Consider the following 24,557-nt stretch of genomic DNA (forward strand, 5'->3'; position numbering starts at 1 on the left):
TCATGATTTTTTAGTGTAAAAGATTGGCTAAAGAAACTCAAAAGCTCAACAATCGACACTTTACCATTAATGTTTCTTGAAATGGTCGACAAATTTCTCTCATCCTCATCACGAACACCATAAAGCGATAGAATCCAGACCGCAGGTCGCTTACACTACTCGGATTATTTGAACAGTCAAAATGAGTCTTTTATGAGCGCTAATCGTGAACATCAGTGTGATGTGTTAGTGGTCGGTAGTGGTGCAGCGGGTTTATCCTTGGCATTACGTCTTGCGAAAAACTGCCATGTCATCGTATTAAGTAAAGGGCCTCTTAGTGAGGGATCCACCTATTACGCGCAAGGAGGCATTGCGGCGGTCTTTGATGAAGACGACAGCATTGACTCCCACGTTCAAGATACTCTCATTGCCGGAGATGGCTTATGTGAAGAAGCCAGCGTTCGCTTCATCGCCGAGAATGCTCGCGAATGTGTCCAGTGGCTCATCGACGGTGGTGTTCCATTTGATCGCCTCGACAACCAACACGATAACACTCCCCGCTATCACCTAACTCGCGAAGGTGGACACAGTCATCGACGCATCCTTCATGCCGCGGATGCAACCGGAATGGCGTTACAATCTTCACTGCAAGATAACGTTCAGAAACAAGATAATATCGATGTTTTCGAACGCCATAATGTGCTGGATCTGATCACCGAAACCGTCGCTGGTGAAAAAACAGTCAGAGGCGCCTACGTGTGGAACCGCCACGATGAACATGTAGAAACCATCAAAGCCAAATTTGTCGTTGTCGCCACGGGCGGTGCCTCAAAAGTCTATCAATATACATCAAACCCTGACATCTCCTCTGGCGATGGTATTGCGATGGCATGGCGGGCGGGATGTCGAGTGGCCAATTTAGAATTCAATCAGTTTCATCCCACGTGTTTATACCACCCAGATGCACGCAACTTTCTTTTAACCGAAGCGTTGCGTGGAGAAGGGGCCTATTTACGCCGTCCCGATGGCTCGCGCTTTATGTTGGACTTTGATGAGCGTGCCGAATTGGCGCCACGTGATGTCGTCGCTCGAGCGATCGATTACGAAATGAAGCGACTTGGCGCGGATTGCATGTACTTAGATATCACGCACAAACCCGCCGAGTTCATTGAGAAACATTTCCCGATGATTCATGCTCGTCTCATGGATTTAGGCATCGATATGACCAAAGAGCCGATCCCTATCGTGCCTGCTGCTCACTACACCTGTGGTGGCGTTGTGGTTGATCGTAATGGTCATACCGATATCGCCAATTTATATGCGATAGGTGAAGTCAGCTACACTGGATTACACGGTGCCAACCGTATGGCATCCAACTCGTTACTCGAGTGTGTGGTCTACGCTTGGTCTGCCGCTAAACATATCGTTAACCGTTTAGCCGATGTCGCCATGCCAACGGCCTTACCTCCTTGGGATGAAAGTCAGGTGTCGTGCTCCGATGAAGAAGTGGTCATCCAACATAACTGGCATGAATTGCGCTTGTTTATGTGGGATTACATGGGCATTGTTCGTACCGATAAGCGCCTTGAGCGTGCCCTGCACCGTATTCAACTGCTGCAAAAAGAAACCCATGAATACTATAGCCATTTCCGTGTCTCGAATAACCTTATCGAACTGAGCAACCTGCTGCAAGTTGCTGACTTAATGGTGCAATGCGCCATGAAGCGGAAGGAAAGTCGTGGGCTGCATTACACGCTCGATTACCCTGAAAAACTGGCCGAGAGCGGCCCGACGATTCTAACCCCACCCCACTAAACTAACGCGCATAACGAGAGCCTTGCTGCTCTCGTTTAAGCAGCACAAGTAACTGCCGATACTCGCGATCTTGGCATGCATCGCGCCATAACAGCCACTTCTTGCGCTTTGTTTCAGTGAAAATCAGCACCAACGGGGCATAACTGAGATCCGCATGCTGGTAGGCAATCAAGCGATGCCCCTCAATCAGCCGTTGCTCAGGCACAAAGCGCGTCTCACCCAGTAACGACTGATGCAGTAATCGGCTGGGTCGGCAATATGTCCAAAGTAAGATAAAACAGACCGAGCTGGCCACAAGAGGTATCGTGGAGATAGTAACCGCCCATAGCAACAGCAAAGCACTGGTATACGCGGTTACAAGACAATGAAAAGATGGTTGGAGTGCGAACTTAACGTGTTTTGCTGAGGTTGTAGGCGACAATTTTATCAACCATAGCAGCATGTTTCAGGTTATCAGAGCGACCGTGCCCCATAATCCATTGAAATAAGTCGGGATCATCACATTCTAACAAAGACACGAAGTTATTTTTTTCATCTAGCGTCAAGCTATCAAAACACTCATCAAAAAACGGCATCATGACCACATCGAGTTCTAACATCCCGCGGCGGCATGCCCATTTAATTCGAGCTTTTTGTTCTACAGAATACATCGTTTTCCCCAATCCCTAGAATTATTGTATGCTGCCAGTGTAACAAGGGTTATAACACTCAGCCAGTGACATAAATCAAAGAGTCACTTCAAGCTGACAAAAAAAACGCAGACGATTACCATAGCAATACTATTTACTCATTCGGGTGGTTCCATTATGACTATGACAACACCAGTGACACCGCTATCACTTTCCACGCAAGAGCGTCTTCCTGAACTTATGATCGCCCCCCTGACGTCATGGAGTGCGATAACACTGTTAGGTGACGATCAAACCAGCTATTTGCAAGGTCAGGTGACCTGCGATGTCGCGGCTTTAGCAACGCAGGAGAGTAGCTTAGGCGCACATTGTGATCCAAAAGGAAAAGTATGGTCCATCTTTCGGTTATTTCATCATCGCGGTGGCTACGCGCTTTTTCAACCGTTATCGGGACTCGAAACCGAACTGAAAGAAATCAAAAAGTACGCGGTCTTTTCAAAAGTGACCATTGAACAAACACAAGATGTCGCATTGGGTATCATGGGCGAAGGAGCCCAACAATGGATTGATCAGATCACACCAGACACTCAAGGCAATGTCCGTGCGATCGCGGGGGGCACGGCGGTCAAGGTTTCCGACCAGCGTTGGTTATTACTGGTGGCACCAGATAACGCCGAAGGCTTTATTGATAACTTTCATGGTAAAGTGGTCACCGACGATATATGGACGCGTTACGATATCGAAGAAGCACGTCCCGTTCTCGATGCACACAATCAGAATGCTCACATCCCGCAAGCGCTTAACCTACACGCACTGCAAGGCATAAGCTTCAATAAAGGGTGCTACACCGGACAAGAGACCGTTGCGCGCGCTAAATTCCGCGGCACGAATAAACGTGCCATGTATATCGTTTCTGGAAATATTAGCGCTCCGCTCAATACGCAAGACCCCATTGCCATGGAGCGAGCCGTTGGCGACAACTGGCGCAGTGCCAATACATTATTAACCCATTACAGCTTCAACGATAATCGCGCAATAGGGCTCATGATTCTACCCAACAATTTGGAGGCTGATACCGTACTGCGTATCGCCGAACAACCAGATACTCGCTGGCGCATTGAGCCACTCCCCTATTCATTGGACGACACTGAATAATTCAACGAATCAAGCGATCTCAAATGTAAAAGCAGCAGGCTAAACTGCTGCTTTTTTATCCACCAAGCGAATAGAACGAACCAACCATCGATTCAGATAAGTTTAACAATGAATAACTTATCAAAATCGCTCATGTCTAAATCACGTCAACATCGAAATAATCGCCACAAAACACACAGCAGTTACATGATTACGTGATTCAAATCACAAATAATCACATTTCATCATGAATATGTAATCAAATTAAAAACATAAATAGTCACACGCTTTTTTTTAAAGTAGTCTGGATTTGTTGGTCAGCACAATGAAGATTGAGTCAACCAACGATCAAAAGTGAGTCGACTGAACTTATCAGTAATCCACTTTTTGTGTAATGCATCTGTGACTATTGGCCCGCAGCTATTGCGGGCATTTTTTATCCAACCATTCCCCTGACTTAGCTAACGTAGTGATTCACCCCCAACCTCTATAAACCACTCAGTTGTTAGATATTCATTCGTCAAATTAAAAGTTGGAAGATATATTGCATAAGATGAAAACAGAAAAGTGCCTATCACCACACACTTTTGTATTTTCTTCACGATTGCTCAACGATTTTCTCAGTACAATTTAGAAAATCAGCTAGTCTTACTCTGGCTTAAGAATTAGAAGGATCCCTGTAATGAGACTGTTTACGCACTACGCTCCTAGTATGATTGCTAAACATATCACTCGGCTTTTTAAAGGAAACATCTACATTAATGATATCGGTAAATTTGAGTTTGATAATGGCAAACTCATCCTTCCATCGTGTGCAGATACTCGACATTATCAAGCAGTCAATGAAATCAACCAAGAAGTAAAAAAACTACGCTGCTCTGTATCTAACTGATATATAAAAAGGGCTGATACCTATCAGCCCTTTAAAACGGTATTTGCCAACGATTCAGTGATGCACGCTAACAAGACCTTTCGCTAAATCAGGTAACTCACCTTTGAGACCCAGTGCACGCTTCATAATTTCATCTTTCGCCCCTGGTAGCTGACCAACCAGACGCATTCCCAAACCACGAATTAATTTCTTCGCTGGATTATTTCCCTCGAACAAATCTTTGAACCCTTGCATTGCGGTAATCATTTTCGCGGCTTCGGCTTTACGCCAACGCTCATAGTTGCGTAAGTGGCGTTTTGCACCAATATCTTGCCCATTTTCCCATATCGCGATCACTTCTTGTGCAAGACTGGCCGCATCCAACAGGCCTAAATTCACGCCCTGACCAGCTAATGGATGAATGGTATGCGCCGCATCTCCCACCAGTGCCACTCTATCAACAACGAAATCGCGGGCATAACGCATTTTCAACGGAAAGGCTTGGCGCTCAGCAACTACCTCACAAACACCAAGCCGAACATCAAACTCAGCCGTTAGTACTTTATTGAATTGGGCATCACTCATCTCAAGCAAACGCTCAGCTCGCACTGGATCGGTTGACCAAACAATCGAGCTTAAATGGGGATCGGCAAAGGGTAAAAAGGCTAATGGACCATCAGGGGTAAAGATCTGACGAGCAACCGAATCGTGAGCCGTACTCGTGCGCACATTCGCCACAACCGCACTGTGTCCATAATCCCAATGCGTTAATGGTATATCGAGTTGTTTGCGTACCCAAGAATTGGCACCGTCCGCTCCGACCACCAACTTGGCAGTGATCGCCTGACCGTCATCGAGTGACAACCACGATTCGCTTTCCCCGATCGCCAACGACGTCACTGTTGCGGGCATGTATAAAGAAACATTCGCTTGCGTTTTGACTTGCTCGAGCAGGGATAATTGAATCACTCTATTCTCGACAATATGACCCAAGTTAGGTTGAATCATTTGCTCTGCACTGAATTCAATGCGTGCGAAACTGTCTTGTTCCCACACTTCCATTGCTTGATAAGGTGCCGCTCGACGAGCCATCACCCCATTCCAAGCATTAAGGTTACGCAAAATCATCTCGGTAGAACGACTTAATGCCGAAACTCGAACATCCGGCATGTCACTCAATGTGTCATTGGGCACAGTACCTTCGATGACTGCCACTCTCAGATCAGTATGTTTAAAGGCTGCTGCCAAAGCTAACCCAACCATACCACCACCCACTATCGCAATATCCACACTTTGCATCATAATTTGATTACCTTTTATCGGTTAACGATCCCTAACGTGCGCTTTAATAACGGCGTTTTCAACTGAGGGAAATTATCGACGGTGAATAGGCCCAAGTTACGGCCCAACGCTAACGTTAACCATTGATTTGAAAAGAGATGAACTAATGAAGACGTCAAAGATATTGTGGCGTGGCGATCCTGCTCGCGGCGACGCTGAAAACGCACCAACTGTGCATATTCACCGATCTGCTCAGTGGCCGTAATTTCTTCCGCTAATGTCGCCACATCACGAATACCAAGATTGAAGCCTTGGCCTGCGATCGGATGCAAGGTTTGCCCCGCGTTACCCACGATCGCAAAACGATGACTGATATTCTTATCGCGCACTCGCAGTTGCAACGGATAATTCGCGCGCTGCCCGACACGCTGAAACTCGCCTAATCGCCAACCGAAAGCCTGTTGTAACTCGGCCAGAAACTCGTCGTCAGACTCGGTCATCAACTCCGCCACTTTATCGGCAGGGACACACCACACAAGAGACAGACGATTATCGCTCATCGGCAACATTGCAATCGGTCCATTTTCCGTAAATCGCTCAAAGGCTCGGCCGAGATGCGGTTCACTGGGGACAACATTGGCGATTACCGCATATTGTTCAAAATCGTGATCGGTATAATCAAGCCCAATCAAGTCGCTGCATGTTGAAAACGCCCCATCAGCGGCCACCAATAATTGACCTTTGACCGTCTCACCACTCGATAAAGAGACGGTCACATGGTCTTGATGACGTTCGACCTCTTCAACCTTGTCAGGGCAAAACACAGTAATGTTGTCATGCTGTGACAACTGCTGACGATAGACGTTACCCACATCAATTAACTCAACAACATAGCCTAACGCATCTAAATCAACATCATTGTGATCAATCTCCGTCATACCAAAATGATGACGGTCAGAAACATGGATGTGTTTAATCGGTGTCACCACCTCTGATAAATGTGGCCATATCCCAAATTGTTTTAAGGTTTCAGCCGTGCCATGCGATAAAGCAATCGCACGAGAATCAAATCCGGGGTGAGCTTGATTATCATGCTGATAAGCTTCAATCACAGCAACAGACAAGGTTTGATGACTCAATTGACTAATCGCCAAAGCAAGCGTTCCTCCCGCCATGGCGCCACCAGCGATGACTACATCAAATGTTTTCACCCTAGATTCTCCCCTTCAAATTAATGCAATGTGGGTTGCGTTGGTTCTTGAGCGCGCACAGCAAATTCCGCGTGTATTGCTAGTGCACACGCTTTAACGTGTTCAATCACATGTTCCAACAATTCCGCTTGTTCTTTCAAGTCATCTTCTTCATCGACGCCGAGCTTCGAGATCTCTTCAAGGTCGCCCAACGCTTCTTTCGCCGTTGCCGACCCTTTCTTCACTTCCGCTTTGCTCAAACCCAAACCTGAAATAAAGTGACTCACCCAATCGGCGACACCGTCCGCGACGATCATCACATCAGCGCTATCATCAGAATCAGGGATCAGCAAGCTGAGTGACAAACTGAGTTCACTCACCTCTTCATGAGTCAGTTCCAACAACGTTTCCGCTTGCTTCAAAAGTTGACTCGGCCAAGCCATACCGTCATTGGTATAATCAAACAACACGGCTTGCCAGGTTTTGTCTGTCACAACCAGCCCCCCAGAAAGCATTCCAGTTAACAAGCCATGCAGCTCAGCCGCATTAATCGCAATACTAGCTTGCTTTAGCTCTGCAGTAAGAAGGTTGTAATCAGGCAGTTTATTATCACTCATAATCGGATCTTTTTCGCAAAAATAATGTCTATCCTACCACTTCACGGATCGTGCTGAAATGACCACGTCACCAATTATGTTTAGGTTTTACTCAAATTGTCCAATAACTGAGTTTTTATGACCTTAATATCAACTTAACTGGGTTAAAGGCTTGAATCTTAGGTCGGCTTTTCCTATAGTTCCCTCTCGGTGTTATTCGGCATATAGCATTTTGATGTACGCTAACAGAGTCATTAATCATGAGTAATCAAGCGGTTGACGTTGAAATTTTAGGAAAAATCACTAGAGTTAATTGTCCGGAAGGGCAAAAAGATTCATTGATTAATGCCGCTATGGATCTCGATCAACGATTGAAAGAAATGGCTGAACGTACTAAAGTAACTAATGAAGTGAAGTTACTGACTATCGCCGCATTGAATATTAGCTATGAGCTCAACGCAGCTAAGCAAGAACAAAGCGATAATGCAAAAATGCAACAGCGAATGGAGCAACTCGCTGAAGCGTTGGAAGACGCACTGAGTAAGGTCAAGCAAGGATAGCAAACGCCGACACTACAAAGAATTTACCCTGGGGTGTACGTGACTAGGATTTACGTCCCTGAGCCGATAAGCAACAAAAAAGGGTTTGTATTTGGTAGCTATTGAGCAAGCTCGGCTCGCATCGAGAAGCCTACGGTTATCAGTGCCAACCCGCCTTGAACCTACTGGTTCAAGGGTCAAAATCCTAAACGGCACTCTGGGGTACCCTTCATGCAACAGTCTCGACAACATATTCGCTCTCATATCCGACAGCAGCGCCAACAGCTCACTCCTGACTTTCAACAGCAAGCGGCTCATACACTCGCTCAACAATGCTTAGCAATGCCTGCGTTTCTCAACAGCCAACATATCGCCCTGTACTTAAGCAATGATGGCGAGTTAGATACAACACCGCTCATTCATGCATTATGGCAGCAAGACAAACACCTCTATTTACCTGTACTTCACCCTTTCTCTGCTGGACACTTACTTTTTCTGCACTACACGCAAGATAGCGTGATGGTGAACAATCGCTTTGGTATTGCTGAGCCAAAGCTCGACCAACGCGACATTCTTCCCGCCGCTCAGTTAGACCTTATTTGTACACCACTGGTCGCGTTTGATCGTCACTGCCAACGCTTAGGCATGGGAGGCGGCTATTATGACCGCACACTGCGTCCATGGTTCGAAACCGGACAAGGCGCTAAACCCGTAGGTCTCGCTCATGACTGCCAACGTATTGAACACGTGCCAGTGGAACCTTGGGATATTCCGTTGCCAACCATCATAACGCCCACCACAATTTGGTAAGCCTAGACACCAGCCTCCTTCGCTCAATAGATCACGAAGACGCGGTGAGAACAGACATCGCGACGTGCCCCTCGTCATCACAATCTTTTTCAGTATATAATCAGCGCTTCGCACCTATTTATTCGTGATCAGGAGATGGATATGACGCAAGATGAAATGAAAAAAGCCGCGGGTTGGGCCGCTCTACAATACGTAGAAAAAGGCAGTATTGTCGGGGTAGGCACAGGTTCAACCGTGAATCACTTCATTGATGCGCTTGGCTCGATAAAAGACGATATTGAAGGTGCCGTGTCTAGCTCAGAAGCCTCAACAGAAAAATTGAAGGCGTTAGGCATTGAAGTGTTCGATTGTAACCAAGTATCTCATCTAGATGTGTATGTCGACGGTGCTGATGAGATTAATCCCTATAAAGACATGATCAAAGGCGGTGGTGCAGCCTTGACTCGTGAAAAAATTGTCGCCGCCATTGCCGATAAATTTGTCTGCATTGTCGATGACTCTAAAACCGTCGATATCCTTGGGCAATTTCCACTGCCTGTCGAAGTGATCCCAATGGCTCGTTCCTATATTGGTCGAGAGATCGTTAAACTCGGCGGTGATCCGGCCTACCGTGAAGGCGTGATTACCGATAACGGTAATATCATTATTGATATTCATAATATGAACATCGCCAATCCTAAAGAATTAGAGCGTCAATTGAATGCTCTCCCTGGTGTCGTGACCAATGGGTTATTTGCCGCACGCGGAGCCGATATTGTCATCGTAGGCTCCCCTCAAGGCACGCGCATCATTCAGTAGTCGTCTAAGAAGCGCTCTCCAAGGCGGCACCACTTAGTGCCGCTTTTTTCTGCATGGCAACGATTTTATTTCTGTCTTATTCCGTAATTTTCTTACCCAAACGCCGTTTTTTTTGTTAATTTATGAGTCGTAGACACTTAAGGAAAACGTTTGCGTAGAATAAAAACACAACATTTCCTCAAAAAATCAAAATATCTTATTTTTTCCCTTACCATATTTAAGGACGAGAAGAATGGCTAAAGTTTCACTGGAAAAAGATAAAATTAAAATTCTGCTCCTTGAGGGCGTGCATTCAACCGCCGTTGAAGCATTACAAGCCGCAGGCTATACCAATATCGAATATCACAAAGGTGCTCTGCCTGAAGAACAGTTGCTTGAGGCAATCAAAGATGCACACTTCGTTGGTCTACGCTCCCGAACTCACCTCACTCGTCAAGTTATTGAAGCGGCGGATAAGCTGGTCGCCGTCGGCTGTTTTTGCATTGGCACAAATCAGGTGGATCTTGACGCGACCTCTGAGCGCGGTATCCCTGTCTTCAACGCACCGTTCTCAAATACACGCAGTGTGGCGGAACTGGTACTCGCACAAATCATTCTTCTACTGCGTGGCGTGCCGGAAAAAAATGCGCTCGCACATCGTGGTATCTGGAAAAAAAGTGCCGATAACTCCTTTGAGGCACGCGGCAAAAAATTAGGCATTATCGGTTACGGCCACATTGGTACACAGCTGAGTATTCTCGCTGAAGGTCTGGGTATGTCGATTTATTACTATGACATTGAAAATAAGTTGTCATTGGGTAATGCCATTCAAGTACAAAACATGAGTGAGCTTCTCAACATGTGTGATGTGATCACACTGCATGTCCCCGAGACCGATGAGACGAAAAACATGATGGGAGCAGAGCAATTCTCACGCATGAAACCAGGCTCAATCTTCATTAATGCGGCACGCGGCACCGTGGTGGATATTCCGGCCTTGTGTGACGCACTCGAAAGTAAACACCTTGCTGGCGCAGCGGTGGACGTCTTTCCTGTCGAACCAGGATCGAATGCCCAAGAATTTGTGTCTCCACTGACCAAATTCGATAATGTTATCTTGACCCCACACGTTGGTGGCTCAACTCAAGAAGCTCAAGAAAACATTGGCTTGGAAGTGGCCAGTAAACTCGCTAAATACTCAGATAACGGCTCAACGCTCTCCAGTGTCAACTTCCCTGAAGTCTCACTACCAGAACAACGTAACAGTTCTCGTCTGCTACACATCCACGAGAACCGCCCTGGTATTTTGAATAAGATCAATACCATTTTTGCAGAAGATGGCATCAACATTGCCGCACAATACCTGCAAACTACGCCTACGATGGGTTACGTGGTCGTCGATGTGGAATCGGAACACTCTCAAGATGTCTTAGAAAAGCTCGCACAAATCGACGGAACCATTCGTACGCGGATTTTGTTCTAAGTATCGCCAATAAAAAAACCAGCCTACTCAGGCTGGTTTTTTATTTCTTAGACACAAGCAGACAGCGCTAGCTTTTCAGCGAGCGGTCACCTCGCGCAATACCGACAATACCACTGCGTGCAACTTCAACCACTTCGGTAAACTTAGCGACAGATTCGACAAAGGCATCCAGCTTCTCACCATCGCCCGTCATCTGCACGGTATAATGCGAGGGGGTCACATCGACAATCTGCCCGCGAAAAATATCGGCCATGCTTTTGACTTCTTCACGCACCGAACCGGATGCCCTAACTTTCACCAACATTAACTCACGCTCAATATGATCAAACTCGCTCACATCCTGCACTTTGAGGACATCAATTAATTTGTGCAGTTGCTTCTGAATCTGCTCGAGTTGTAAATCATCGGATTCAGTGGTGATATTCAAACGTGATAGCGTGTCATCTTCAGTGGGTGAAACCGTAAGGTTTTCAATATTGTAGCCACGCTGAGAAAACAGACCAACGACGCGAGATAAGGCTCCTGGTTGGTTTTCTAATAGTAGTGAAATGATATGTTTCATTACGTTCTCTCCGTTTTGCTTAGCCACATTTTATCCATCCCTTCCCCTTTGATTTGCATCGGGTAAACATGCTCAGTCTCATCCACACTGATATCAACAAAGACCAAACGATCTTTCATATCCAATGCTTGTTGTAAGCCAGATTCCAGTTCATCCGGAGAGGTAATGCGAATACCAACATGTCCATACGCTTCTGCTATGGCAACAAAGTTGGGAACAGAACTCATATATGAGTTTGAGTGACGGCCTTGATACACAATGTCTTGCCATTGCTTAACCATACCAAGGAAACGGTTGTTCAGATTGATAATTTTGACTGGGATATCATATTGCAACGCGGTCGAGAGCTCTTGAATATTCATCTGAATACTGCCATCACCGGTAATCACCACCACTTCTTCATCAGGATGAGTAAACTTCACCCCCATTCCTGCTGGCAGTCCAAATCCCATCGTACCTAGACCGCCAGAGTTGATCCAACGTCTTGGCTTATCAAACGGATAATAGAGCGCGGCAAACATCTGATGTTGACCCACATCAGAGGCAACATAGGCATCCCCTTTCGTCAAACGATAGAGAGTTTCCACCACTTGTTGAGGCTTAATACGATCACTTTGTGTGTTATAAGACAAACATTGCCGTTGACGCCATTGCGTAATCTCCTGCCACCAGCTTTCAAGAGCAGCTGGATCGTTCGTGGCTTTGCTGTCGGCCAATAATTTTAGCATGGTGTCGAGCACCTGATCAGCCGAGCCAACAATCGGTAAATCGACCGGGACATTTTTAGAGATCGACGAAGGATCGATATCGATGTGCATCACTTTGGCATTAGGGCAATACTTTTCAAGGTTATTGGTGGTGCGATCATCAAATCGCACACCAATACCAAAAATCAGATCCGCATTATGCATCGCCATATTCGCTTCATACACCCCGTGCATGCCTAACATGCCTAATGCATTTTTATGGGTACCAGGAAACGCACCTAATCCCATAAGAGTACTGACAACGGGAAGATTAAGCGCCTCAGCCAACCGAAGGATCTGTTTATCGGCTTCTGAAATAATCGCGCCACCGCCAATGTACAAAACGGGTTTTTTCGCCTCAAGCAGTGCCTTTAACGCTTTCTTGATTTGCCCCTTATGTCCCGTTGTTGTCGGGTTATAAGAACGCATTTTAATCTCATCAGGGTATTGGTAAGGCAGCTTAACCTGCGGGTTCATCACATCTTTTGGAAGGTCGATAACAACCGGCCCTGGACGACCTGTTGAGGCAATATAAAAGGCTTTTTTTACAATTTCAGGAATGTCTTCCGCTTTTTTGACCAAAAAGCTATGTTTCACAATGGGACGGGATACACCGACAATGTCACACTCTTGGAAAGCGTCATTGCCGATTAAGTTGTTAGGTACATTACCGGAGATCACGATCATAGGGATCGAGTCCATATAAGCGGTTGCAATACCGGTCACGGTATTCGTGGCCCCCGGGCCTGAACACACCAAAACAACACCGGTTTTACCTGTTGCTCGTGCGTAACCATCCGCCATATGGGTAGCGGCTTGCTCGTGCCGAACTAATACGTGCTTAATTTGATCCGTTTTTTCGTGTAGCGCATCGTAGATATCTAAAACCGATCCGCCTGGGTAGCCAAAGATCTGCTCGACTCCCTCTTCAATCAGAGATTGCACGATCATCTCTGCGCCAGATAGCATTGCCATATTATCTCCTCACGACACCTTAGATAACTTGGTCTGTCATCATCAGTGCATTACATAGTTTAGGGCTTATTTTTAGCCTAAATGAAAAACGTTCGTTTTCGGCTATGGTCCCCAACGTCATAACGCTAGGGAAGAGAGGTTACTGTAACGATTAAACGTATGGGGGTCTAACGTGCTCCAGCGCACAAAATAGATAAAGCGCTATGTAAGCTTTATAAAACGAATGAAACCGCTAAAAATGAAATGCATAGTGATATTTATGCCAGTTTTATCCGATAAAAATGACATTAAATATTGTGACGTGAGAATCAATCGTCTCGTCGGTTACAACCTAGGAAGGCGAGAAAAATAAAAGCTGGCCCTTGGCCAGCTTCACTGAGTCCTTATCGATACATGGCTTGAATTTCAGCCTCATAGTTGAGGGAGATCACCTTGCGCCGCAGCTTAAGAGTGGGGGTTAGCTCGCCTAAATCGAGTGAAAACTCTTTCGGCAATAAAGTGAACCGCTTAACGCGTTCAAAGCCCGCCAGTTCGGCTTGTAGTTGCTCCAATCTTTGTTCGAACAACCCAATGATTTGATGATGCTTTAGTAAGTCTAAACGATCATGGTAACGAATATTCAAAGACTTAGAATAGTTTTCCAAGGCTTCAAAACACGGAACAATCAAAGCAGAAACAAATTTATGTGTATCGGCAATCACGGCTACTTGCTCGATGAAATGATCCTGACCGAGCTTCCCTTCAATTTTTTGGGGCGCGATGTACTTCCCACCTGAGGTTTTCATCAACTCTTTCAGGCGATCAGTGATAAATAACGTGCCATCGTCAGCAAGATGGCCAACATCGCCAGTTTTAAAATAGCCTTGTGCATCAAACGCGTTCTGAGTCGCGTCGGGCAGCTTGTAGTATCCTTGCATTACGATAGGACCTTTGACCAAGATTTCATTCTCATCGCCAATTTTCACCTCGACATTTGGCATGATATCCCCAATGGAATGAGCATCAAATCCTTGGTCTGGCCAACATGAAATCGTCGCCGTGGTTTCCGTCATACCATAGCCGAGCTTTACGTTGATGCCGATGGCATGAAAAAACCGCCCGATTTCCGCTTCTAACTTAGCCCCACCACACGGCATCATACGTATCCGTCCGCCCAGTAAATCACGTAACTTACGCAGTACAAGGCGATCAGCAAGCGCATGATTGAGCGCAAGCCAAAGGCTTGGGCGGCGCTGCTTGTTTTGCATCGCACTCAACTGGCCACCGACGTTCAGCGCCCAATGGAACAAGGTTCTTTTTAGCCAAGACGACTGAGAGACTTTTTCATGAATCGCAGAATAGATTTTTTCGTAGAAGCGAGGCACTGCACACATCACATGAGGGGCAACTTGCTGCAGAGCCTCACGAACCAAACGCACATCTTGTAAGTAACAGTTCTTTGCCCCTTTATACAGAACGTATAAGCTCCAAGCGCGCTCAAATACATGAGATAACGGTAAGAAACATCGTCCTCGGTTATGCTGACGCGTTCATCATGGCCCAGCAACTGGGCATTAAGGTTATGGTGATTGAGCATCACCCCTTTCGGCTCCCCTGTCGTCCCAGAGGTATAAATCAGGGTAAAAAGATCGGTTGGTTGCAGTGCGTTTAAGCGAGCATTCAGCTCCTCAGTCTTACCCCATTGCCCCATATCAATAAAAGACTGCCAGCTCTGCACATGATCAACATCGGGACAAGCGAGTTCATCACTCATCAGCACAATGCGTTCCAACATTGGTAATGTCGGAAACAAAGCTAACATCATATCAAGCTGCTCTTGGCCATTGACGAACATGATTTTAATATCGGCATTGTTGGCAATGTATGCCGCTTGATCCCGTGGGCTGGTTGGGTAAATGGGTACCACAACGGCGCGGATTTGCATGGCGGCAATATCCGTCAGTGTCCAACGAGACTCATTCGTCGCCATGATGCCAATTTTTTCTTGAACTTGGATTCCCGCACTCAGTAACGCTAATGACAGTGAATCGAGCTGTGCTCCAACGTCAGTCCAAGAGATATCACGCCACTCATGCGCCCGCAGATATTGCATGGCACTACGATCGGCATGGTCGCGTACATGTTGGCGGATTTTTTTTACAATATGAAAATCTGGTTCAGTCATCTCATTTCTACCATAGAGGCCTATAAGACAGGCATCACAAGGCGGCACAGTTTACAGAGACAGTCTAAAAAGGCAACGTGTGTCCATAGCGAACACGGAATTATAAAGTAAAAAAACCCAAGTACCGCTCTGGTACTTGGGCTAAATCACAATATTGACATTACTTCAGTCGTTCGCGACGACGTCACCACAAACGACCATCAACTGATCGCGTAACCAAATATGGCCTTTGTCTTTTTCGCTCGATTCATGCCAACTTAAATAGCCACTGATATTCACATTGTCAAACGGACATTGCACCACTTGTAGTTGTTCTTTATTCTCGGAATGTTCCACCATCCAACGCGGAGCAATCGTCACCAGTTCCGATTGACTAACGACATATAGAACATTACTCAAACTGGTTCCTTCATAACTGACACGACAATCCAGTGACCGATAAGCTTGTTCAGAGAAACTACGCTGTCCATGCACCTTCGATAGCTTGGCATGCTTTTCAGTAAATAATGCTTCACGGGTGATATTGCCATGAATTCTTGGGTGATGTTTCGATGCCACCACGACAAGCTCATCACGGAAGATTTCCACACTTGAAAAACCTTGATCGTCAAAGCGTGCATAATCAATCACAAAGTCGATTTCTTGATAACGCATACGTTCGGCAATTTGCCGATCAAACTCGGCATCGAGATGCAATTGAACGTGCGGGGCTTGTTCTTGTAATGACGACATGATTTTAGGTGCAAAACGAATGTCACAGGGACTGCATATCGCCAACTTGAAGAGCCGTGTTGAAGTCTCTGGTGAGAAAACCGAACTCGGCAACTCATTACGGATCAATTGCAGCGCTTGTCGGATAGGTCCAAACAACTGACGCGCTCGCTGGGTTGGCTGAATCCCTCGGCCTTGACGCATGAACAATTCATCATTGAACATGACTTTTAAACGCGCCACGGCATTACTGACCGCAGGTTGCGACATATTTAAGTTATGGGCGGCCCTGGTAATATTTTGTTCCTGCATCACCGCATCAAACACAGTTAATAAATTTAAATCGACACCTCGTAACGTGCTTTCCATTCGATAGCTCGCGATGGCACTCATCGCATCCTGATTTTCTACTTTTTCTAACATAACTGGGCTACGCCTCTCTCGGGAAGGTTGAGAAACTCGCGTTCATCAACTAGGGACGATGGATACAAGATCCGAACGTAAAATGCGAATAGATAACCTGAGTCAGTATTATTTATTGGATGAATTAACTTTGGAGCTTACTATCAACTAATTCGTATACGAATGGCAAGACGATTGATAAAAACTCATGTTATTTTATAACAACATCAATTAAATGTTATTTAATTCATAAAGTTAACAATTTGTAAAAAAATATAAATTGTGAGTACAATCAAATTCATAGCGATTTTTCTGTAAGAAAGGAGAATCAGAAAGGCAATAAAACACATTCAGGCAAACAATACCTCGAATAAACACAGCATGATATTGATGGTCACACTCACTCTCACCACGCTTAACTCAAGACAAAATCACCGTGTAAATCCGTTCGGTGAGGAAAGTTAACTTGCTGCCATAGGGAGTGAAACAGTCCGTCTTGATGCGCCCAATCTCCGGCCACGATCCAGTCAGAAATCGCGAATGCCACATTAGGGTAGATCACTCGCTCACCAGGCGCCTCATCCAGCCACTGCCGAACGGCCGACGGGTCTAAGTAATCCATGCTGGAGGCTAACCCGAGGTGTTCTAAGGTGGCAACATTACTCTGTTGTTCAAATTGGCCACTCAAGGGTTTAAGTAGCATTTTTTTACCCAATGATAAGGCTTCTGAGGCCAGCTCAAAGCCACCATTCGCCATCACGCCCGCGCATGAGCGTAAATGCTCTTGAAACCCATCTCGGCATAGCGGTCGTAACTGTAAATTTCTGAAGGTGCTCACCTCGGTGACATCGGGATGGTAACAAATGAAGTGTTCATGAGAGAAACGTTCAACTAAGTTGATGACCTCTGTCAGCAATTCGAACGGCAAATAAATCAGAATAAAATTGTCCACACATGGCGGTAACGACGACGTATGAATGATCGGCGGTAGAATCGGCTGATCAAAGTGATACCAATGCAGGCTAATATGGTGATCAGCTGGAGCAAAATTTTGCATGATCATTTTATCCATCCAACTGGCGCCTTTCAGTGGTACGTTATAACGAAATGCATTTTGATGACTGATACTAATTGAGGGGATGTTCTGCTTTTTTGCCGCCCAAGCAGAAATCGGTTCAAAATCGTTAAGCACCAAGTCGTATGAGGAAAGGTCCAGCGCTTGCATGTCTTGATACACGCGCAGCAGATTGTTATTTATCGCGGTTTTTCCATAATCGATTTTGCCATTCTGGGTGGCAAACGTCAGTCCCTGCCGAGTTTGATATTCGCCAAATTCTTCCATGGAAAAATACTTATCAGCGTCGCGCCCGGTAAATAAGAAGTCGACATCCACCTGCTCATGTCGGCGCAGCGCTTGGTTCATCGCTCGCGCTCGCGCAATATGCCCATTACCTGTGCCCTGTACCCCATACAGAATTTTCATACGCTGCTCTCCAAAACAAGCAGCGACAACAACGCACAGACATGACCAAGCAACGCACCAATAATGACATCACTTAAAAAATGCACGCCGAGTAAAATACGAGAGCCGCCAACGCAGCCTCCCCACAGCACCATCAATAAGGTGAGTTCAGGATAAAAATGGCTAATAACCGTGACCATGAGAAATGCCGCGGCGGTATGACCCGAGGGTAAGCTATAGCGATCAGAAGGTGTAATGAAAGTAGGCAGTAACGGCGATAACTCTTGGGGGCGACGACGCTGGAAACTGTTTTTGAGAATCCAATACAGTGGCAGTTCAATGGCAAAAGCCAGTAGCCCAACCGTCACAAAGGTATGACCTTGAGCCGCATCAAGCAGCCAAGCAAGTATGGCGAACATGACGTACAAGTGGCCATCTCCCGTATGCGAAATTGCTCGACTAAAGCGTGCCATGGTATGGCTATAACGATGTTGTAAACAAAAAGATGACAAGACCAAGTCGAGTTTAGCAATAGGCTGAATCACTCTCATGATTGGTATTCTCCTTTCCAAACATAGCAAATGTGGAAACCACATCGTTAACGTTAGTGAATGGATATGACAAACCCGTGACTCTTTTTTGTCGAAGTGATGAAGCTTACTCTCTGAATTTTTTGTACTTTTAGGCCTATTTCCGTTCATTCACCCTGATTATATCAGCCTATTCATCATGTTAAGAACGCTTAGTCTTCGATAACTCATGCAAGGAAATGATCTCATTATGAATAAATATATGAACAAAAAAACACCTCTAGGGTTGACGTAGCAAACAGAGTGCGGTACTAATCTAGTAAATAAATTTTGTGGAATATTGATCAGCTATGACAATTCGTTTTTCTCAACTCCTCAACCTCCTCCTTATCGTGAAAATATCGCGCGGGTAGGCTGTGGGCGAGAAACGCCACTAAACAGAATAATAAAAACCCGCTCAAAAGCGGGTTTTTTTATAACTAAATTCAGGAAGTACACGACAACTCTCAACGAGGACGCGAACATGAACGATCAGGTCATATTATTTGATACAACGCTACGTGATGGTGAGCAGGCACTATCCGCCAGCCTAACCGTCAAAGAGAAATTACAAATTGCCTTTGCGCTAGAGCGCCTTGGGATTGACGTTATTGAAGCCGGTTTTCCCGTCTCCTCACCGGGCGATTTTAACTCGGTAAAAACCATTGCGGAAAATATCAAAGATAGCCGTATCTGTGCTCTTGCTCGTGCCGTTGAGAAAGACATTGATGCCGCTGCTGAAGCGTTGAAAGTGGCCGATGAATTTCGTATTCATACCTTCCTATCGACCTCAACCATTCATGTGCAAGACAAGCTACGTCGTACCTTTGATGATGTACTCGATATGGCGACAAAATCGATTAAGCATGCGCTTAAGTATACCAATGATGTCGAATTCTCCTGTGAAGATGCGGGTCGGACGCCAATTGATAACTTATGCCGTATCGTTGAAGCCGCGATCAGCGCAGGCGCGAAAACCATCAACATTCCAGATACCGTCGGCTATACCATTCCTAGCGAGTTTGGCCATATTATTGAACAACTCTTCAATCGCGTTCCCAATATCGATCAAGCGGTCATTTCCGTCCATTGTCACGATGATTTGGGGTTATCGGTTGCCAACTCCATCGCGGCCGTGCAAGCAGGCGCACGTCAAGTAGAAGGCACCATTAACGGACTGGGTGAGCGTGCTGGTAATACCGCCCTAGAAGAAGTCGCGATGATTCTTCAAACGCGAGCGGATATCTTCTCTGCTTCAACCAATATCAATTCCAAAGAAATCAGTCGCACAAGTAAGTTAGTCAGCCAATTGTGCAACATGCCCATTCAAAGTAATAAAGCCATTGTGGGTGCCAATGCATTCAGCCACTCTTCAGGTATTCACCAAGATGGCATGTTAAAGAATAAGAATACCTATGAAATTATGACCCCAGAATCGATTGGTCTGAAGAATCAAGGTCTCAACCTGACCAGTCGCAGCGGTCGAGCCGCGGTAAAAAATCATATGGACATTCTTGGCTATAAAGATGACGACTATAATTTGGATGCTTTGTACGAAAGCTTCCTGAAACTTGCCGATAAAAAAGGCCAAGTCTTTGATTACGATCTTGAATCACTGATGTACTTCTCCAACCTACGTGATGAAGATGATTTCTTTAAATTGAACTATTTGAGTGTGCAATCTGGTAGTGTAATGGCGACAACCAGCATTAAGCTACAGTGTGGTGATGAAGAGAAGTGTGAAGCGGCAGTCGGAAATGGTCCGGTAGATGCTTTATACCAATGTATCTATCGTGTCACGGGCTACGACATCACCCTAGATAAGTTCGATTTGACTGCGAAAGGTGAAGGCGAAGATGGGCTGGGTCAAGCGGATATTATTGCTAACTATAAAGGACGCAAATATCATGGAACTGGCGTCTCAACAGACATTGTTGAGGCCGCAGGGGAAGCGCTATTGCATGTCATTAACAGCTTACACCGTGCTGATGAAATCGAGCAGATTAAACAGCGCCAATGCACTGAAGCATAAAAATAAAAAACCATTACGACGAATAGGATTCGCATGACAAACACAACACATAAAATCGCCGTTTTGCCGGGAGACGGGATTGGCCCAGAAGTAATGCAGCAAGCGAACAAAGTTTTGGACGCAATAGAAACCAAATATCAACTGACGTTCGAGCGCACTGAATATGACATCGGCGGCATTGCGATTGATAACCACGGTAAACCGCTTCCAGATAGCACGCTTGCTGCCTGCGAAGAATCGGATGCCATTCTATTTGGTTCCGTCGGGGGGCCTAAGTGGGCAAATTTACCGCCCAATGATCAGCCTGAACGAGGGGCATTATTACCGTTACGTAAACACTTCCAGTTGTTTTGTAATCTACGTCCAGCACAAATTCACACTGGGTTAGAGAGCTTCTCCCCTCTGCGTGCCGATATTTCAGCAGCAGGCTTTGATATTGTGGTCGTTCGCGAGCTGACTGGTGGTATTTACTTCGGACAACCTAAAGGTCGTGAAGGCTCAGGGGCCGACGAAAAAGCATTTGATACCGAGGTGTACCATCGTTATGAGATTGAACGGATTGCTCGCATTGCGTTTGAATCCGCTCAATTACGAACAAAGAAGGTGTGCTCCATTGACAAAGCCAACGTGCTGCAAAGCTCAATATTGTGGCGTGAAGTGGTAACGAACATTGCTAAAGAGTACCCCGATGTCGAACTTACCCACATGTACATCGACAACGCGACCATGCAGTTAATCAAAGACCCGGCACAATTTGATGTGGTGCTGTGTTCAAACTTGTTTGGTGACATTTTATCTGATGAGTGTGCGATGATTACCGGCTCGATGGGAATGCTGCCCTCAGCCAGCATCAACGAAAGCAAATTTGGACTATTTGAGCCCGCGGGTGGCAGCGCCCCAGATATTGCTGGGAAGAACATTGCCAACCCAGTTGCACAAATTCTATCGGCCGCATTGATGCTGCGTTACAGCTTAGGTGAAGAGCAAGCGGCTCAAGATATTGAAGCCGCGGTGGGCAAAGCGCTCGCAGCAGGACAATTAACAGGCGATCTTGCTGGTGATAAACCCGCACTGTCTACCAGTGAAATGGGCGACATCATCGCCAACTATATTTCGAACGAATAATCAGTCAGGGCAACCTAGTTGCCCGAAGTTCTGCGAGTTAAAGGAATACAGCAATGTCAAAAGCAAAAACACTTTATGAAAAAATCTACGACGCGCATATTGCCGTCGAAGCGGAGGGTGAAAACCCAATTCTGTACATCGACCGTCACTTAGTTCATGAAGTGACTTCCCCACAAGCATTCGATGGGTTGCGTGAAAAAGGACGTCCTGTTCGCCAAGTTAGCAAAACTTTTGCGACGATGGATCACAACGTTTCCACCACTACAAAAGACATCAATGCCTCAGGTGAAATGGCTCGTATCCAAATGGAAACCTTGTCGCAAAACTGTGAAGAGTTTGGTGTGACGCTGTTTGATATCAATCATAAGTATCAAGGTATTGTCCACGTTATGGGACCAGAGCTTGGTATTACGCTACCGGGAATGACAATTGTCTGCGGTGACTCCCATACGGCAACACACGGAGCATTCGGCTCGCTAGCATTTGGTATTGGGACCTCCGAGGTGGAGCATGTTCTTGCCACACAAACATTGAAGCAAGCGCGTGCTAAAACAATGAAAATTGAAGTGAAAGGCAAAGTCGCCGAAGGCATCACAGCAAAAGACATCGTTCTAGCCATCATAGGCAAAACCACCTCGGCCGGTGGAACCGGATATGTGGTGGAATTCTGTGGTGAGGCCATTCGTGATCTCTCTATGGAAGGTCGTATGACCGTGTGTAACATGGCGATTGAATTAGGCGCGAAAGCCGGACTGATCGCCCCTGATGAAACCACGTTTGATTACATTAAAGACCGTCGTTATGCCCCGGATAGCAAAAACTGGCAGGCCGCAGTTGATTACTGGAAAACATTGAAAACAGATGATGATGCACAGTTTGATCACGTTGTGACATTGGATGCCAAAGATATTCGACCTCAAGTCACGTGGGGGACCAACCCAGGACAAGTCATGTTAATCGATGGCATCATTCCATCCCCCGATGACTTCTCCGATCCAGTCGAAAAAGCGTCTGCTGAGAAAGCGTTAACGTATATGGGATTGAAAGGAGGCACTAAGCTATCCGAATACCCTATCGATAAAGTATTTGTCGGATCATGTACTAACTCGCGTATTGAAGATATTCGCGCTGCGGCGGCCGTAGCGAAAGGCAAGCGTGTAGCAGACCATGTACAAGCATTGGTTGTTCCGGGGTCTGAGCAAGTCAAAGCTCAGGCAGAACAGGAAGGGTTAGATAAAATCTTGTTGGCTGCGGGCTTCGAATGGCGCCTACCCGGCTGTTCTATGTGCTTAGCCATGAACAATGACCGCTTGGGTCCCGGAGAACGTTGTGCGTCAACGTCTAACCGCAACTTTGAAGGTCGTCAAGGACGTGCGGGAAGAACGCACCTAGTCAGCCCTGCCATGGCTGCAGCCGCAGCGATTGCCGGTCACTTTGTCGATATTCGTAGCATTCACTAACAAGGATTTCTAACATGTCAGGATTTAAACAACATACAGGGTTGGTTGTCCCTCTCGATGCAGCGAACGTTGATACTGATGCCATCATTCCGAAACAATTTTTGCAAAAAGTCACCCGGACTGGATTTGGTAAACATCTATTCCATGATTGGCGTTTTCTGGATGATGCTGGGCAACAACCGAACCCAGAGTTCGTCTTAAACAAACCACAGTATCAAGGGGCAAGTATTTTGCTTGCGCGTGAGAACTTTGGTTGTGGTTCATCGCGTGAACATGCTCCTTGGGCGCTGGCTGATTACGGAATACAAGTGATCATCGCGCCTAGTTTTGCCGATATTTTTTACGGAAATGCCATCAATAATCAAATGGTTCCCGTACAGCTCTCTGACGACGAAGTAGACGAACTGTTTGCTTACGTGGAGAAGCATCACGACGCCAGAGTGACGGTTGATTTGGAAAGTATGACGGTAAATACCACCGAAAAAAGCTATACCTTTCAAATTGATGAGTTTCGTCGCCACTGTTTACTCAATGGTCTCGACAGTATTGGGCTAACTCTGCAACATGCCGATGAGATTGCCGCGTTTGAAGCCAGTATTCCTGCTTTTCTGCGCTAATCCCTCAAATCAAAAAGCTGCGATGACCTCGCAGCTTTTTTTATGTCACCACCTAGTCACACATCCTTTCGCACATTGAGCTGCTCTCAAAGACAACATATCAACACAAAGAAAACTATGGCCATGTTAGGGTTATAAACTCTGCAAAGTGTCATAAACGAAAAAACCCCAGCTAAAAGCTGGGATTTTCAAAATCAAGCCTGGCAATGACCTACTCTCACATGGGGAAACCCCACACTACCATCGGCGCTATTTCGTTTCACTTCTGAGTTCGGCATGGGATCAGGTGGGGCCAAAATGCTATGGTTGCCAAGCAAATTCTTTATTACTACGTATGATAACCTAGTAAATTGTATTCGTGGTGCTGATACCCAGACTCGAACTGGGGACCTCATCCTTACCAAGGATGCGCTCTACCGGACTGAGCTATATCAGCATTGTTTTTATTAAAAAAGCCCGTGCTTGACACGGGCTCTTTCAAAAAATTAAAGCTTGGCGATGACCTACTCTCACATGGGGAAGCCCCACACTACCATCGGCGCTATTTCGTTTCACTTCTGAGTTCGGCATGGGATCAGGTGGGGCCAAAATGCTATGGTCGCCAAGCAAATTCTTTATGACTACCGCT

The 24,557-nt window shown here is 46.0% G+C and carries 22 protein-coding genes, 1 tRNA gene, 2 rRNA genes, 1 other RNA gene and 1 pseudogene; 12 read left to right on the forward strand and 15 right to left on the reverse strand.

The genetic code is table 11. The features are described from left to right. Positions 1-192: 192 nt before the first annotated feature. Positions 193-1,794, forward strand: a complete 1,602-nt coding sequence (gene nadB, locus EAE30_RS16430; protein ID WP_123016888.1) for an L-aspartate oxidase — start codon at positions 193-195, stop codon at positions 1,792-1,794. 1 nt (position 1,795) lies between these two features. Here the strand turns inward: nadB and EAE30_RS16435 are convergent, their stop codons facing one another. Together EAE30_RS16435 and EAE30_RS16440 are read right to left on the reverse strand one after the other, a co-directional pair. After that, positions 1,796-2,089: a hypothetical protein gene (locus tag EAE30_RS16435; protein WP_123016889.1), complete on the reverse strand. Its 294-nt coding sequence runs from the start codon at positions 2,087-2,089 to the stop codon at positions 1,796-1,798. A gap of 94 nt (positions 2,090-2,183) precedes the next feature. Further along, positions 2,184-2,444: an FAD assembly factor SdhE gene (locus EAE30_RS16440; protein WP_123016890.1), complete on the reverse strand. Its 261-nt coding sequence runs from the start codon at positions 2,442-2,444 to the stop codon at positions 2,184-2,186. A 156-nt stretch (positions 2,445-2,600) separates the two neighbouring features. Here EAE30_RS16440 and ygfZ point away from each other — a divergent pair, with 156 nt between their 5' ends. Both ygfZ and EAE30_RS16450 read left to right on the forward strand, forming a co-directional pair. After that, positions 2,601-3,578, forward strand: coding sequence for a tRNA-modifying protein YgfZ (ygfZ, locus tag EAE30_RS16445; protein WP_123016891.1), 978 nt, complete (start codon positions 2,601-2,603; stop codon positions 3,576-3,578). Positions 3,579-4,239: 661 nt separating this feature from the next. Next, positions 4,240-4,449 carry a DUF1107 domain-containing protein gene (locus EAE30_RS16450; protein ID WP_123016892.1) on the forward strand — a complete coding sequence of 70 codons (210 nt, stop codon included), beginning with the start codon at positions 4,240-4,242 and terminating at the stop codon, positions 4,447-4,449. A 54-nt stretch (positions 4,450-4,503) separates the two neighbouring features. On the opposite strand, the gene EAE30_RS16455 is transcribed toward EAE30_RS16450, so the two are convergent. From EAE30_RS16455 to EAE30_RS16465, 3 genes are read right to left on the reverse strand one after another with little or no spacing between them, the layout of a single operon-like run. Next, entirely contained in the window at positions 4,504-5,730 is a 1,227-nt protein-coding gene (locus EAE30_RS16455) for an FAD-dependent 2-octaprenylphenol hydroxylase (RefSeq protein ID WP_123016893.1), read from the reverse strand. 14 nt (positions 5,731-5,744) lie between these two features. Continuing rightward, positions 5,745-6,920, reverse strand: coding sequence for a 2-octaprenyl-6-methoxyphenyl hydroxylase (gene ubiH, locus EAE30_RS16460; protein WP_123016894.1), 1,176 nt, complete (start codon positions 6,918-6,920; stop codon positions 5,745-5,747). A 20-nt stretch (positions 6,921-6,940) separates the two neighbouring features. Then, a complete protein-coding gene (locus EAE30_RS16465; protein ID WP_123016895.1) occupies positions 6,941-7,516 on the reverse strand; it encodes a YecA/YgfB family protein in 576 nt (191 codons plus the stop codon). Positions 7,517-7,755: 239 nt separating this feature from the next. Here EAE30_RS16465 and zapA point away from each other — a divergent pair, with 239 nt between their 5' ends. The 5 genes from zapA to serA all read left to right on the forward strand — a co-directional run bounded on the left by zapA (position 7,756) and on the right by serA (position 11,104). Then, positions 7,756-8,055, forward strand: a complete 300-nt coding sequence (gene zapA, locus EAE30_RS16470; RefSeq protein WP_123016896.1) for a cell division protein ZapA — start codon at positions 7,756-7,758, stop codon at positions 8,053-8,055. Between the two features lie 22 nt (positions 8,056-8,077). Beyond that, positions 8,078-8,262: non-coding RNA, 6S RNA (gene ssrS, locus EAE30_RS16475), on the forward strand. A gap of 3 nt (positions 8,263-8,265) precedes the next feature. Continuing rightward, a complete protein-coding gene (locus EAE30_RS16480; protein WP_123016897.1) occupies positions 8,266-8,844 on the forward strand; it encodes a 5-formyltetrahydrofolate cyclo-ligase in 579 nt (192 codons plus the stop codon). A gap of 141 nt (positions 8,845-8,985) precedes the next feature. Continuing rightward, on the forward strand, positions 8,986-9,642 hold the full coding sequence (gene rpiA / locus EAE30_RS16485; RefSeq protein ID WP_123016898.1) for a ribose-5-phosphate isomerase RpiA: 657 nt from the start codon (positions 8,986-8,988) through the stop codon (positions 9,640-9,642). A gap of 232 nt (positions 9,643-9,874) precedes the next feature. Beyond that, positions 9,875-11,104, forward strand: coding sequence for a phosphoglycerate dehydrogenase (gene serA, locus EAE30_RS16490; protein ID WP_123016899.1), 1,230 nt, complete (start codon positions 9,875-9,877; stop codon positions 11,102-11,104). Between the two features lie 67 nt (positions 11,105-11,171). On the opposite strand, the gene ilvN is transcribed toward serA, so the two are convergent. The 7 genes and pseudogenes from ilvN to EAE30_RS16520 all read right to left on the reverse strand — a co-directional run bounded on the left by ilvN (position 11,172) and on the right by EAE30_RS16520 (position 18,677). Then, on the reverse strand, positions 11,172-11,666 hold the full coding sequence (gene ilvN, locus EAE30_RS16495) for an acetolactate synthase small subunit (protein ID WP_123016900.1): 495 nt from the start codon (positions 11,664-11,666) through the stop codon (positions 11,172-11,174). Beyond that, positions 11,666-13,387 (reverse strand): acetolactate synthase 3 large subunit, encoded by a 1,722-nt coding sequence (locus EAE30_RS16500; protein ID WP_123016901.1) that lies wholly within the window; start codon positions 13,385-13,387, stop codon positions 11,666-11,668. The genes ilvN and EAE30_RS16500 overlap by 1 nt, the downstream gene beginning before the upstream one ends. A 383-nt stretch (positions 13,388-13,770) precedes the next feature. Next, positions 13,771-14,367 (reverse strand): hypothetical protein, encoded by a 597-nt coding sequence (locus tag EAE30_RS19270; protein ID WP_453891958.1) that lies wholly within the window; start codon positions 14,365-14,367, stop codon positions 13,771-13,773. Then, positions 14,350-15,551: pseudogene (locus EAE30_RS16505) on the reverse strand (AMP-dependent synthetase/ligase); the annotation flags it as partial. The pseudogene EAE30_RS16505 and the gene EAE30_RS19270, both read right to left, overlap by 18 nt. A gap of 165 nt (positions 15,552-15,716) precedes the next feature. Further along, positions 15,717-16,685 (reverse strand): transcriptional regulator LeuO, encoded by a 969-nt coding sequence (gene leuO / locus EAE30_RS16510; RefSeq protein ID WP_123016902.1) that lies wholly within the window; start codon positions 16,683-16,685, stop codon positions 15,717-15,719. Positions 16,686-17,079: 394 nt separating this feature from the next. Continuing rightward, positions 17,080-18,147, reverse strand: a complete 1,068-nt coding sequence (locus EAE30_RS16515; RefSeq protein ID WP_123016903.1) for an MJ1255/VC2487 family glycosyltransferase — start codon at positions 18,145-18,147, stop codon at positions 17,080-17,082. After that, positions 18,144-18,677, reverse strand: a complete 534-nt coding sequence (locus tag EAE30_RS16520) for a phosphatase PAP2 family protein (protein WP_123016904.1) — start codon at positions 18,675-18,677, stop codon at positions 18,144-18,146. Before EAE30_RS16520 ends, EAE30_RS16515 begins: the two co-directional genes overlap by 4 nt. Positions 18,678-19,179: 502 nt before the next feature. On the opposite strand from EAE30_RS16520, the gene leuA reads away from it, so the two are divergent. From leuA to leuD, 4 genes are read left to right on the forward strand one after another with little or no spacing between them, the layout of a single operon-like run. Further along, positions 19,180-20,727, forward strand: a complete 1,548-nt coding sequence (leuA, locus tag EAE30_RS16525; RefSeq protein WP_123016905.1) for a 2-isopropylmalate synthase — start codon at positions 19,180-19,182, stop codon at positions 20,725-20,727. Positions 20,728-20,760: 33 nt separating this feature from the next. Beyond that, positions 20,761-21,852 (forward strand): 3-isopropylmalate dehydrogenase, encoded by a 1,092-nt coding sequence (gene leuB / locus EAE30_RS16530; protein WP_123016906.1) that lies wholly within the window; start codon positions 20,761-20,763, stop codon positions 21,850-21,852. Positions 21,853-21,905: 53 nt separating this feature from the next. After that, positions 21,906-23,312, forward strand: a complete 1,407-nt coding sequence (leuC, locus tag EAE30_RS16535; protein ID WP_123016907.1) for a 3-isopropylmalate dehydratase large subunit — start codon at positions 21,906-21,908, stop codon at positions 23,310-23,312. 14 nt (positions 23,313-23,326) lie between these two features. Then, positions 23,327-23,929, forward strand: coding sequence for a 3-isopropylmalate dehydratase small subunit (gene leuD, locus EAE30_RS16540; RefSeq protein WP_123016908.1), 603 nt, complete (start codon positions 23,327-23,329; stop codon positions 23,927-23,929). 198 nt (positions 23,930-24,127) lie between these two features. On the opposite strand, the gene rrf (EAE30_RS16545) is transcribed toward leuD, so the two are convergent. The 3 genes from rrf (EAE30_RS16545) to rrf (EAE30_RS16555) form a co-directional block, all read right to left on the reverse strand. Beyond that, positions 24,128-24,243, reverse strand: a 5S ribosomal RNA gene (rrf, locus tag EAE30_RS16545). A 45-nt stretch (positions 24,244-24,288) separates the two neighbouring features. After that, a tRNA-Thr gene (locus tag EAE30_RS16550) sits at positions 24,289-24,365 on the reverse strand. A gap of 54 nt (positions 24,366-24,419) precedes the next feature. After that, positions 24,420-24,535, reverse strand: a 5S ribosomal RNA gene (gene rrf / locus EAE30_RS16555). Positions 24,536-24,557 lie beyond the last annotated feature (22 nt).

Source organism: Vibrio zhugei (assembly GCF_003716875.1).
GTDB lineage: Bacteria > Pseudomonadota > Gammaproteobacteria > Enterobacterales > Vibrionaceae > Vibrio > Vibrio zhugei.